Origin of the sequence: Micromonospora deserti, assembly GCF_003236335.1 — a bacterium.
Lineage (GTDB): Bacteria > Actinomycetota > Actinomycetes > Mycobacteriales > Micromonosporaceae > Micromonospora > Micromonospora deserti.
Genome location: NZ_POUB01000200.1, coordinates 1 through 11,193, shown reverse-complemented (window position 1 = coordinate 11,193; position 11,193 = coordinate 1). Strand labels below are relative to the sequence as shown.

Sequence of the window (11,193 nt, the reverse complement as noted above, 5' to 3'; positions counted from 1 at the left end):
GGCTGGGCGGGGCGGTCACCGCCGCCTTCGTCGAGGCAGGCTGGCGAGTGGTCGTACCCGGGCGGGACAGCCGGGGCCCGACGGCGCCGGCGGCGGGCGGGCCGGTCCGGCTGGCGGCGGACCTGACCGATCCGGCCGACGCGGAGCGGGCGGTCGCGGTCGCGGCCGGGGACCGGGCGGCGCCCCTGCGGGCGGTGGTCAACCTAATCGGCGGGTACGCCGGTGGCGGGCTGGTGCACGAGACGCCGGTCGAGGAGTTCGACCGGATGCTGACGCAGAACCTGCGCCCGACCCTGCTGGTCACCCGGGCGGCGCTGCCGCACCTGGTCGCGGCCGGCGGCGGCGCGGTGGTCTGCGTCTCGGCCCGCGCGGCGGTCGCCCCGTTCCCCGGCGCGGCCGGCTACGTCACCGCCAAGGCGGCGGTGCTGGCCTTCGCGGGCGCGGTGGCCGTCGAGTACAAGGCGGTTGGGGTGCGGTGCAACACGGTGCTGCCGAGCGTCATCGACACCCCCGCGAACCGGGCCGCCCAACCCGACGCCGACCACTCACGCTGGGTCGACCCGGCCGAGATCGCGCCGGTGATCCGCTTCCTGGCCTCCGACGAGTCGGCGCCGACCAGCGGCGCCGCCGTCCCGGTCTACGGCCGGGCCTGAACCGGCAGCCATTCCACCTCGGGCCGGCGGCCGGCGGCGGGATCGGCTGCGGTGGCCGGCGTGGCGGGGGCGGCCAGCCAGCCGGCCAGGTGGGCCTGGATCTGCCGGGAGACCTCCTCCGGCGGGCGGCCGGCGTCGACCACCACGAACGTCGGATACTCCGGCAACGCCCGGTAGGCGGCGTCCGCCGCGGTCAGGTAACGCATGCTCTCGTGGTCGGTGCCCCGCTGCTCGATCCGCCGGTACGCCTCGGCCGGATCCACCGCCAGCAGGAACGTGACCTGCGGCGCCGGGAAGATCCGGTAGGCGATCCGGGCCAGCCGCTCCCAGCGGTGCCCGCCGTGCGCGCGGATGCTGACGTACTGGCAGACGGAGTAGCGGTCCATCACCGCGACGCGCCCGGTCACCAGGCGACCGAGCAGGGCGGCGGCGATGGCCAGCCAGCGCAGCGCGGACTCCACCACCAGCAGGCCGGTACGCCCGACGAGCCGCTGCGCGTCCGGACGCCCGAGGCGGTGGGCGAGCCGGCCGAGCCAGCGGCGACCGCCGGCGTTGCGGTGGTAGGTGGCGGGCCGGCCCGCCGCGGTGAGCGCGTCAGCGAGGCGGTGCGCCTGAGTGGTCTTGCCCGAGCCGTCGATGCCGATCAGGGCGACGGCGCGCAATCGGGCCCTGCCGCGCCGCGCCCTCGTTGATCTGGCCACCCTGACCAGGGTATCCGACGCGCGCTCGCGAACGAGTGTTGTATCCGATTTGCTCCCGGTTGACCCCCACCCGCGCCCCGGCCAGGTGTGGCCGACCGGAATGCCGGGTACCGACGTTCGATACCAGCCCCCTGACCATCACGACAGGAGATCCAGATGGCCGAGCGCGGGCACGAGAGTCTCTTGCACACCCTCAAGAAGGTCGCCGCCGTGCTCAAGCAGTCCGAGATCCCCTTCGCCCTCGGTGGCAGCTTCGCCGTGTACGCCCACGGCGGGCACTCCAGCGAGCACGACGTCGACTTCCTGGTCCGCGAGGTGGATGTCGAACGGGCGCTGGAGGCCCTGGTGGAGGCCGGCTTCACCGCCGAGCGCCCGCCGGAGGACTGGCTGGTCAAGGTCTTCGACAATGGGCGGATGGTCGACCTGATCCACCGGCCGATCGAGACGCCGGTGACCGAGGAGACGTTCGCCGACACCGTGGTCCGGCCGGTCGACGCGATCCACATGCCGGTGCTCACGGCCACCCGGTTGATGGTGCACAAGCTGCTCAGCTTCTCCCAGCACTACTGCGACTTCGCCCGTGCCCTGCCGTTGGCCCGCTCGCTGCGGGAGCAGATCGACTGGGAACGGGTACGCAAGGAGACGCAGCACTCGCCGTACGCGGAGGCGTTCCTGGTGCTGCTCGATCGGCTGGACGTGGTGCCGTACTCCGGCGCCCTGGGAGGGAGGGGAACACCGTGACCGAGCACCGCGACGTCGCCACCGGGCCGCCCGACGAGTATGTCGAGGCCGAGATCCACCGGCTGCTCACCGAGGATCCGGCGGTCGCCGAGCAGGGGATCACCGTGGTCCGGCGGGAACGCGGCCTCGTGCTCTACGGCGAGGTGGAGAGCCCGCACCGGCGGGAGGAGATCCTGCGCCGGGTGGCCGAGCGCTTCCCGCACGTGCCGATCACCAGCGACATCGGGGTGATCCGCACGCAGGCGCCCACGGAGATCGAGGAACTGCCCTGAGGAGGTTCGATGGTGATCCGGATCGCCGCCGTGGGCGACGTGCATCTGGACGAGGATGTGGTCGGCCGCTTCCGGCCAGCCCTGGAGGAACTGTCCGGGCACGCCGACGCGCTGCTGCTCGCCGGTGACCTGACCCGGCACGGCACCGAGTCCGAGGCGCGCTGCGTGGCGCGGGAGTTCGGCGGGCTGGGCGTGCCGGTGGTGACCGTGCTGGGCAACCACGACCACCAGTGCGACCAGGCGCCGCAGGTGGTCAGGACGCTGGAGGACGCCGGGATCACCGTGCTGGAGGGCGACGGCATCGTGCTGGACTGCGCCGGCGGCCGGCTCGGCGTCGCCGGGGTGAAGGGGTTCGGCGGCGGGTTCGCCGGGCGGTGCGCCAGCGACTTCGGCGAACCGGAGATGAAGGCGTTCGTCCGCACCACCACCGACAGCGCCGACGCGCTGGGCGCGGCGTTGCGGAGCCTCGACTGCGACGTGCTGGTGGCGCTGACCCACTACTCCCCGGTGCCGGACACGCTCGCCGGCGAGCCGCTGGAGATCTACCCGTTCCTCGGCAGCTACCAGCTGGGCCAGGCGATCGACTCGGCGCCCACCGCGCTGGCCCTGCACGGCCACGCACACCACGGTACCGAGCGGGGCGCCACGCCGGGCGGGGTACGTGTACGCAACGTCGCCCACCCCGTGATCAAGCAGGCCTACAGCGTCTTCCACCTGGGCGACCACCTCGATCAAGCCCAGGTTTCCGGTGTCGGTGCGTCGGGTATCCAGCAGTCATGGAGCTGATTCTCTGGATTCTCGCAGTCGTACTCGTGGTGGCCGGCATCCTGGCGCTCTTCCGCCGGCAGATCCTGTGGGGCATCGTCCTCATCGTGGTCGGTCTGCTGGTCGGCCCGGGTGGTGTCAGCATCTTCAGTTGACGTGGCGGCCGGCGGCGGCCTCGACGGTCGCCGGGCACGAGCCGTGCCGCCGCATGGGACCCGCCGGGGTCGTCGTGACCGGAACTCCGTCCTCTCGACGGGAGCAACCGGTCACGACGAGCCCGGCCCTGCGCTGTTCGGGAGGCGGCGACGGGTGTTGCCCGTCGCCGCCGCGCTGAGCGCCGCCGTCCGGCGACCGGAGGGCTGACCAGGTACGCGGGTTCACCGCCGACCAGGTGCGCGGGGCCCGCGCCGCCGGGCCCCGCGCACGGGCGGGTCAGCAGCGCGGCACGTTCGGGATGTAGCCGTCGTAGCCGGTGTACACGTACGCGTCGGCGATGTAGCGACCGGTGCCGATCCGGTCCCAGATCGAGCTGGTGCCGTAGGTGCCGGTGACGGTGGTGCCGCTGGTCTGGCAGTAGATGGTCACCCGGGTCCCGTCGGCGACGGTGTCGACCGCGGTGTAGCCGGTGCCGGGCCCGGACCGGACGGTCAGCGGGGTCCCGTTGGTGTTGACGGTGCCGGAGCCGGTGGTGCCGGAGCAGCCGTTGTCGCTGGTGTAGGACTTCGTCCCCCAGTACAGGGCGAGTGTGCCGTTGAACCGGACCTGGATGTCGTTGCCGTTGAGCCGCTGCTCGTAGTGCAGGTGCGGGCCGGTGGAGCCGCCGGTGCTGCCGACCCAGCCGATCACCTTGCCGTAGCCGACGCTCTGGCCGACGGAGACGTTGAACCCGTTGAGGTGGGCGTAGTACGTCGTGTAGCCGCCGCCGTGGGCGATCCGGACGTACTTGCCGTAACTGGTGCCGCCGAGATCGGTGACCCGGTCGACGGTACCCGGCGCGCTGGCCACCACCGGGTCACCGAAGTCGTCGGTGCGGTTGAAGTCGACCGCGTACGCCGGGCTGTGGTTGGTGCGGGTCTGACCGGACCAGGTCTGGCCGCACGGGAACGGGACCTTGAAGGTCGGCGCGGCCATGGCCGGGGCCGCCGGGACCAGAGTCGCCGCGGCCAGCAGGCCGGCCGCGAGCAGGCTGAACCACCGCTTACCCATCCAGCACCTCCTATGTCGAAATCCTTCGATGACCTGCCATCAGCTTGACAGAAATCGTCATCGATCGAAAGAGGTGGAGGTCTATGCTGGGAGCGCGCCCACGGCGCAACGGCCCGGTTTCCGGATTGTTACTCGGTCGTGTCCGCCAAGGGGTGGACCTCAAGCGGATGCAAGCGCTTACATGTGGGGACGCCCATCGGACCGGCGCCGGGTCGCATGGCCGCGCCGGCAAGAAAGGAGGACGGCATGGCGGTCTTTGCCAGACCACGCCAGGCCTTCGCGATCGCCGGCGTACTGGGGCTGGCGCTCAGCGCCACCGCCTGCGGCACCGGCGGCGACAACGACAACAACAGCAGCAAGGCGGGCTCCGCCGAGTGTGCCCCATACGAGAAGTACCAGGGCCACGACGGCAAGAAGGTCACGATCTACTCGTCGATCCGGGACATCGAGGCCGACCGGCTGGAGCAGTCGTGGGAGCAGTTCTCCGGCTGCACCGGCATCGAGATCGACCACGAGGGCAGCGGCGAGTTCGAGGCGCAGCTCGGCGTCCGGGTCGACGGCGGCAACGCCCCCGACATCGCCTTCATCCCGCAGCCGGGCCTGCTCCAGCGGTTCGTCGACTCGGGCAAGCTCAAGCCGGCCGGCGCCGAGACCAAGGCGATGGCCGAGCAGAACTACCCGGCCGACTGGCTGAAGTACAGCACCGTCAACGGGCAGTTCTACGGCGCCCCGCTCGGCTCGAACGTCAAGTCGTTCGTGTGGTACTCGCCGGAGACGTTCCGGGAGAAGGGCTGGACCGTCCCGACCACCTGGGACGAGCTGATCACCCTGAGCGACAAGATCGCGGCGACCGGCATCAAGCCGTGGTGCGCCGGCATCGAGTCCGGTGACGCCACCGGCTGGCCGGCCACCGACTGGATCGAAGACGTGCTGCTGCGGACCCAGGGCCCCGAGGTCTACGACCAGTGGACCACCCACGGCATCCCGTTCAACGACCCCAAGGTCGCCGACGCCCTCGACCGGGCCGGCACCATCCTGAAGAACGAGAAGTACGTCAACGGCGGCTTCGGCGGCGTGAAGAGCATCGCCACCACCTCCTTCCAGGAGGCCGGCGTGCCGATCACCACCGGCAAGTGCGCGCTGCACCGGCAGGCGTCGTTCTACGCCAACCAGTGGCCCGAGGGCACCAAGGTGGCCGAGGACGGCGACGTCTTCGCCTTCTACTTCCCGGCCATCGACCCGGCCAAGGGCAAGCCGGTGCTCGGCGGCGGCGAGTTCGTCGCGGCCTTCGCCGACCGTCCGGAGGTGCAGGCGGTGCAGACCTACCTCGCCTCGGGTGAGCACGCCAACAGCCGCGCCAAGATCGGCGACTGGGTATCCGCGAACAACAAGCTCGACCTGGCCAACGTCGCCAACCCGATCGACAAGCTCTCCGTGCAGATCCTGCAGGACAAGAGCAGCGTCTTCCGGTTCGACGGTTCCGACCTGATGCCGGCCGCCGTCGGCGCAGGGACGTTCTGGAAGGGCATGGTCGACTGGGTGAACGGCAAGGACACCGCGTCGGTGCTCCAGGGCATCGAGAGCAGCTGGCCGAAGTGACCTGAGACGGTGGGCCGGCCCGCGTCCGGGCCGGCCCACCGGCGCAGCCGACACCCCGTTTTGGGAGGGTTGATGAACTTCGACTTCGCCGACGAGTCGCCGAAGCTGATGATGTTGCTCTGGGGGCTGGTGGCCTTCGTCGCGGTGGTGGGCGGCCTGCTGCTCCTGCTCGACGTGGTGCCGTCCTGGTTCGCCCGGCGCCGCGAGGCCCAGCTGGTCGCCGCGTCGGCCAGCGGCGCGCCGCCGCCCCGGCGGACGAGGCCCCGCGAAGGGCTCTTCGCGCTCTTCTTCCTGCTGCCGGCCACGCTGCTGCTCCTCGTCGGCCTGGTCGTTCCGGCGATCCGCACCACCCTGCTGTCGTTCATGGACGGCGGCAGCCAGAACTGGGTCGGGCTGGCCAACTACCGGTGGATGTTCGCCGACGACGCGATCGTCCGGGTGCTGCTGAACACCCTCGTCTGGGTGCTCCTGGTGCCGCTGGTGGCCACCTCGGTCGGCCTGCTCTACGCGGTCATGGTCGACCGGGCCCGGTTCGAGGCGCTGGCCAAGTCACTGATCTTCATGCCGATGGCGATCTCGTTCGTCGGCGCCAGCATCATCTGGAAGTTCGTCTACGCCTTCCGCGGTGACGGCCAGGAGCAGATCGGCCTGCTCAACCAGATCATGGTGAGCCTGGGCGGCGAGCCCCGGCAGTGGCTGCTGGACTCACCGCTGAACACGCTGCTGCTGATCGTGATCATGGTGTGGATCCAGGCCGGCTTCGCCATGGTGGTGCTCTCCGCGGCGATCAAGGCCATCCCGGCGGACATCGTGGAAGCCGCCCGCCTGGACGGGGTCAGCCCGTGGCAGATGTTCTGGCAGATCACCCTGCCGAGCATCCGGCCGGCGCTGATCGTCGTGGTGGTGACCCTGTCGATCGCCACGCTCAAGGTCTTCGACATCGTCCGGACCGCGACCAACGGCAACTACGACACCAGCGTGATCGCGAACGAGATGTACAACCAGGCGTTCCGGTACGGCCAGAACGGGCAGGGCTCCGCGCTGGCGGTCTTCCTCTTCGTCCTGGTCATCCCGATCGTGATCTACCAGATCCGCAACCTGCGTCAGCAGCGGGAGGGCTGAGATGACCACCAGCACGCCCACCCTCGCCACCGGCACCCAGCAGGTGGACGAGCGCCGGGGCACCGCCCGGCGGGTCCGCAAGCGACTGAACACCCGGGTCGCCACGATGATCTCGATCGTCATCGCGCTGCTCTGGACGATCCCCACCTTCGGCCTGTTCATCTCCTCGTTCCGGCCGGAGGACCAGATCAAGACCACCGGCTGGTGGACGTTCTTCAGCGACCCCCAGTTCACCCTGGACAACTACCAGGAGGTGCTGTTCGGCCGCTCCTCGTCCTCCGGGCAGCTCGCCAGCTACTTCATCAACTCGCTGGCGATCACCATCCCGTCGGTGCTCTTCCCGCTCGCCTTCGCGGCCCTGGCCGCGTACGCCCTGGCCTGGATCAACTTCCGCGGCCGGGACTGGGTCTACATCGCGATCTTCGCGATGCAGATCGTGCCCCTGCAGATGGCCCTGGTGCCGCTGCTCAGCTTCTTCTCCAACGGGGTCAGCCTGGGCGGCGTCACCCTGATGCCCGCGTGGGACCTCGACGGCGCCCAGAAGTTCGCGCAGGTGTGGTTCGCGCACACCTGCTTCGCGCTTCCGTTCGCCGTGTTCTTGCTGCACAACTTCATCTCGCAACTGCCAAAGGACCTGATGGAGGCGGCCCGGGTCGACGGGGCCACCCACCCGAAGATCTTCCGCACCATCGTCCTGCCGCTGATCACCCCGGCACTGGCCGCGTTCGGCATCTTCCAGTTCCTCTGGGTCTGGAACGACCTGCTGGTCGCGCTCATCTTCGCCGGGGGCGGCGACGAGACCGCGCCGCTCACCGTCCGGCTCGCCGAGCTGGCCGGCACGCGGGGCAACGAGTGGCAGCGGCTCACCGCCGGCGCGTTCGTCTCGATCGTCGTACCGCTGCTGGTGTTCCTGTCCCTGCAGCGCTACTTCGTGCGCGGCCTGCTCGCCGGCAGCGTCAAGGGCTGATCCACAGTCCGCCGCCGCCGGTGCGCCGGCGGCGGCGGACCCAGGGCGGCGGAGCGGGGAAGATCGTGACGAAGATTGATGATGTCGCCCGCCTGGCCGGGGTCTCCACGGCCACCGTCTCGCGGGCGCTGCGCGGCCTGCCGACGGTCTCGGCGGCCACCCGACGCCGGGTGGTCGCGGCCGCCGAGCAGCTGGAGTACGCCGTCTCGCCGAGCGCCTCGCGGCTGGCCGGCGGCCGCACCGGCACCATCGCCGTGGTGGTCCCCCGGATCACCCGGTGGTTCTTCGGCATCGTCGTCGAGGCGGTCGAGGAGTTCCTCAACCAGGCCGGCTACGACCTGCTGCTCTACAACCTCGGCGGGCGCGAGCAGATCCGCCAGCGGGTGCTGCGCACGGCTAACCTGCACAAGCGGGTGGACGCGGTCATGCTCGTCGCCACGCCGCTGCGCGCCGCCGAGCTGACCGCCCTCGCCCGACTGGACCTACCCGGGGTGATCATCAGCTCCGGCACGGTGGTGCCCGGCTGGCCGTGCGTACGCATCGACGACGTGGCCGCCGCGCGGACCGCCACCCGGCACCTGCTCGACCTGGGCCACCGGCGGATCGCGCACATCTCCGGCGACCCGGACGACGAGCTCGCCTTCACCACCCACCTGGACCGCCGCCACGGCTACCGGGAGGCGCTGCGGGCCGCGGGGCTGGACCCTGACCCGAGCCTCGACATCGAGTCGCAGTTCACCATCGACGGCGGCGCCCGGGCCACCGAGGAGCTGCTGCGACGCGGCGACCCGCCGACGGCCATCTTCGCCGCCTGCGACGAGATGGCGATGGGCGCGATCAGCGCGCTGCGCGACGCCGGGCTGCGGGTACCGCAGGACGTCAGCGTGATCGGCATCGACAACCACGACCTGGCCGGCGTGCTCGGGCTGACCACCATCGCCCAGCCCGCGGCGGAGCAGGGCGTGCTCGCCGCCCGGATCCTGCTGGACCCGCTCGGCGGCCGGAGCCTGAAGCCCTCGGTCGGCCCCGGCCACGACCCGCCCGGATCGCCGGTGATCCTGCCCACTCGGCTGGTCGTCCGTGAATCGACCGCGCCACCCCGGGCACACTGAACGGCAGTCATCCGCCGTCGTCCCGGACCCACCTCACCCGCTCGCACGGCTCGACCCACGGGAGAACGCCCTGAACGCCAACCCGACGCCCCAGGACAGGTCCGCCGGCCCGGTCACCGGCTGGTGGACCGAGGCCGCCATCTACCAGATCTACCCGCGCTCCTTCGCCGACTCCGACGGCGACGGGATCGGCGACCTGCCGGGCATCACCGCCCGCCTCGACCACCTCGTCGAGCTGGGCGTCGACGCGCTCTGGCTCTCGCCGTTCTACCCGTCCCCGCAGGCCGACGCCGGGTACGACGTGGCCGACTACCGGGACGTCGACCCGATCTTCGGCACGCTCGCCGACGCGGACAAGCTGATCGCCGGGGCGCGCTCGCGCGGCCTGCGGGTGATCGTCGACCTGGTGCCCAACCACACCTCGTCGGCGCACCGCTGGTTCACCGCGGCGCTGGCCGCCGGCGCGGGCAGCCCGGAGCGCGACCGGTACATCTTCCGTGACGGGCTCGGCCCGGCCGGCGACCGGCCGCCGAACGACTGGCAGAGTGTCTTCGGCGGGCCCGCCTGGACCCGGGTGACCGATGCCGACGGCCGACCTGGCCAGTGGTACCTGCACCTGTTCGACTCCGGCCAGCCGGACCTGAACTGGGACAACCCGCAGGTGCGGGAGGAGTTCCTGGACGTGCTGCGGTTCTGGCTGGACCGCGGGGTGGACGGCTTCCGGGTCGACGTGGCGCACGGCCTGATCAAGCAGGCCGACCTGGCCGACTGGCGGGAGCCGCAGGAGATCCTCTCCGGCAACGAGATCGACAAGCCGCGCCCGCCGATGTGGGACCAGGACGGCGTGCACGAGATCTACCGCGACTGGCGCCGGGTGCTGGACAGCTACGACGGCGAGCGGATCCTGGTGGCCGAGGCGTGGGTCGAGCCGGCCGAGCGGCTGGCCCGCTACGTGCGGCCGGACGAGATGCACCAGGCGTTCAACTTCGAGTACCTGCTCGCCTCGTGGACCGCGCCGGCCCAGTACGCGGTGATCACCCGCTCGCTGGAGGCCACCGACGCGGTCGGCGCGCCGACCACCTGGGTGCTCTCCAACCACGACGTGGTGCGGCACGCCTCCCGGCTCGGGCTACCCGTCGGCGGTGGCCGGCCCAACGGGATCGGCATCGGCGACCCGCAGCCGGACGCCGCGCTGGGCCTGCGCCGGGCCCGGGCGGCCACCCTGCTGATGCTCGCCCTGCCCGGCTCTGCCTACCTCTATCAGGGCGAGGAGCTGGGGCTGCCCGAGCACACCACGATGCCCGACGAGGCCCGGCAGGATCCGACCTGGGCGCGCAGCGGCCACACCCAGCGCGGCCGGGACGGCTGCCGGGTGCCCATCCCGTGGGAGGCCGACGCCCCGTCGTACGGCTTCGGGCCGACCGACGCCAGATGGCTGCCGCAGCCGCCACTTTGGGCGGAGTACGCGCTGGACCGCCAGCGCGGCGTGCCCGGCTCCACCTACGAGCTGTACCGCACCGCGCTGCGGCTGCGCCGCGAGCACGGGCTCGGCCGGGGCACCCTGCAGTGGCGCGAGTCCGGCGACGAGGTGCTGTCGTTCCGCAACGGCGGGCTGACCGTGCTGACCAACTTCGGCGACGCCGCCGTGCCGGTGCCGGCCGGTGCCGAGGTGGTGGCCGCCAGCGCCACGCTCACCGACGACGGGCGGGTCCCCACCGACGTGACCGTCTGGGTCCGCGGCTGACCGGCGCGCGTCCGGGTTCGGCCCGGGTTCGCCGACGCCGAGCGGGTCGCGCGCCTGGGCCGGCTCGGCGTCGGTCCCTCGACCCGGCGGTCGTGGACGCTCACAGCCGCCCGGCGCGGGCGTGCAGCAGGTCGTGAACACCCTCGATGTCCTCGGGGGAGGTCCGCGAGGCGAGCCAGTACATGATCCCGGTGGGGATGAAGAAGAGCTGGAACGCGGCCAGCCCGACCGCGTAGTTCAGCGGCGGCGGGAAGGCCGCCCGCAGCCCGTGGAAGGCCATCCCGACCAGGTAGTTGCCGCCCGCCCGGCCC

Annotated in this window: 12 protein-coding genes and 1 pseudogene; 10 read left to right on the top strand and 3 right to left on the bottom strand. The window is 71.6% G+C overall.

Annotated elements, in window-relative coordinates:
* The first annotated feature begins 2 nt into the window (after positions 1-2).
* Positions 3-653, top strand: a complete 651-nt coding sequence (locus tag C1I99_RS23140) for an SDR family oxidoreductase (protein WP_233512662.1) — start codon at positions 3-5, stop codon at positions 651-653.
* Here the strand turns inward: C1I99_RS23140 and C1I99_RS23135 are convergent.
* Positions 638-1,354: a dTMP kinase gene (locus tag C1I99_RS23135; RefSeq protein ID WP_111136313.1), complete on the bottom strand. Its 717-nt coding sequence runs from the start codon at positions 1,352-1,354 to the stop codon at positions 638-640. The genes C1I99_RS23140 and C1I99_RS23135 overlap by 16 nt on opposite strands.
* Before the next feature lie 156 nt (positions 1,355-1,510).
* Here C1I99_RS23135 and C1I99_RS23130 point away from each other — a divergent pair, with 156 nt between their 5' ends.
* From C1I99_RS23130 to C1I99_RS33440, 4 genes are read left to right on the top strand one after another with little or no spacing between them, the layout of a single operon-like run.
* Positions 1,511-2,095 (top strand): nucleotidyltransferase, encoded by a 585-nt coding sequence (locus C1I99_RS23130; RefSeq protein ID WP_111136312.1) that lies wholly within the window; start codon positions 1,511-1,513, stop codon positions 2,093-2,095.
* Positions 2,092-2,367 (top strand): hypothetical protein, encoded by a 276-nt coding sequence (locus C1I99_RS23125; protein WP_111136311.1) that lies wholly within the window; start codon positions 2,092-2,094, stop codon positions 2,365-2,367. Before C1I99_RS23130 ends, C1I99_RS23125 begins: the two co-directional genes overlap by 4 nt.
* A 9-nt stretch (positions 2,368-2,376) precedes the next feature.
* Entirely contained in the window at positions 2,377-3,153 is a 777-nt protein-coding gene (locus C1I99_RS23120; protein WP_111136310.1) for a metallophosphoesterase family protein, read from the top strand.
* A complete protein-coding gene (locus tag C1I99_RS33440) occupies positions 3,144-3,287 on the top strand; it encodes a GPGG-motif small membrane protein (RefSeq protein WP_018786997.1) in 144 nt (47 codons plus the stop codon). The genes C1I99_RS23120 and C1I99_RS33440 overlap by 10 nt, the downstream gene beginning before the upstream one ends.
* A 277-nt stretch (positions 3,288-3,564) precedes the next feature.
* On the opposite strand, the gene C1I99_RS23115 is transcribed toward C1I99_RS33440, so the two are convergent.
* Complete coding sequence (locus C1I99_RS23115) at positions 3,565-4,338, bottom strand: M23 family metallopeptidase (RefSeq protein WP_111136309.1); 774 nt, start codon at positions 4,336-4,338, stop codon at positions 3,565-3,567.
* Positions 4,339-4,584: 246 nt separating this feature from the next.
* Here C1I99_RS23115 and C1I99_RS23110 point away from each other — a divergent pair, with 246 nt between their 5' ends.
* The 5 genes from C1I99_RS23110 to C1I99_RS23090 all read left to right on the top strand — a co-directional run bounded on the left by C1I99_RS23110 (position 4,585) and on the right by C1I99_RS23090 (position 10,882).
* Positions 4,585-5,937: an ABC transporter substrate-binding protein gene (locus C1I99_RS23110; RefSeq protein ID WP_111136308.1), complete on the top strand. Its 1,353-nt coding sequence runs from the start codon at positions 4,585-4,587 to the stop codon at positions 5,935-5,937.
* A gap of 72 nt (positions 5,938-6,009) precedes the next feature.
* Positions 6,010-7,059, top strand: coding sequence for a carbohydrate ABC transporter permease (locus C1I99_RS23105; RefSeq protein ID WP_111136307.1), 1,050 nt, complete (start codon positions 6,010-6,012; stop codon positions 7,057-7,059).
* Position 7,060: 1 nt separating this feature from the next.
* Entirely contained in the window at positions 7,061-8,026 is a 966-nt protein-coding gene (locus tag C1I99_RS23100) for a carbohydrate ABC transporter permease (RefSeq protein ID WP_111136306.1), read from the top strand.
* Positions 8,027-8,091: 65 nt separating this feature from the next.
* A complete protein-coding gene (locus C1I99_RS23095) occupies positions 8,092-9,138 on the top strand; it encodes a LacI family DNA-binding transcriptional regulator (RefSeq protein WP_111136316.1) in 1,047 nt (348 codons plus the stop codon).
* 70 nt (positions 9,139-9,208) lie between these two features.
* The gene (locus C1I99_RS23090) at positions 9,209-10,882 is read left to right on the top strand and encodes a glycoside hydrolase family 13 protein (protein WP_111136315.1); all 1,674 of its coding nucleotides are present in this window, start codon (positions 9,209-9,211) and stop codon (positions 10,880-10,882) included.
* 100 nt (positions 10,883-10,982) lie between these two features.
* Here the strand turns inward: C1I99_RS23090 and C1I99_RS23085 are convergent.
* Positions 10,983-11,193 (bottom strand): annotated as a pseudogene (locus C1I99_RS23085) (MFS transporter); the annotation flags it as partial.

Coding starts and splice junctions, on each gene's coding strand:
- C1I99_RS23100 (WP_111136306.1), top strand. CDS start 7,061: ATGACCACCAGCACGCCCACCCTCGCCACCGGCACCCAGCAGGTGGAC.
- C1I99_RS23120 (WP_111136310.1), top strand. CDS start 2,377: ATGGTGATCCGGATCGCCGCCGTGGGCGACGTGCATCTGGACGAGGAT.
- C1I99_RS23110 (WP_111136308.1), top strand. CDS start 4,585: ATGGCGGTCTTTGCCAGACCACGCCAGGCCTTCGCGATCGCCGGCGTA.
- C1I99_RS23115 (WP_111136309.1), bottom strand. CDS start 4,338: ATGGGTAAGCGGTGGTTCAGCCTGCTCGCGGCCGGCCTGCTGGCCGCG.
- C1I99_RS23130 (WP_111136312.1), top strand. CDS start 1,511: ATGGCCGAGCGCGGGCACGAGAGTCTCTTGCACACCCTCAAGAAGGTC.
- C1I99_RS23105 (WP_111136307.1), top strand. CDS start 6,010: ATGAACTTCGACTTCGCCGACGAGTCGCCGAAGCTGATGATGTTGCTC.
- C1I99_RS33440 (WP_018786997.1), top strand. CDS start 3,144: ATGGAGCTGATTCTCTGGATTCTCGCAGTCGTACTCGTGGTGGCCGGC.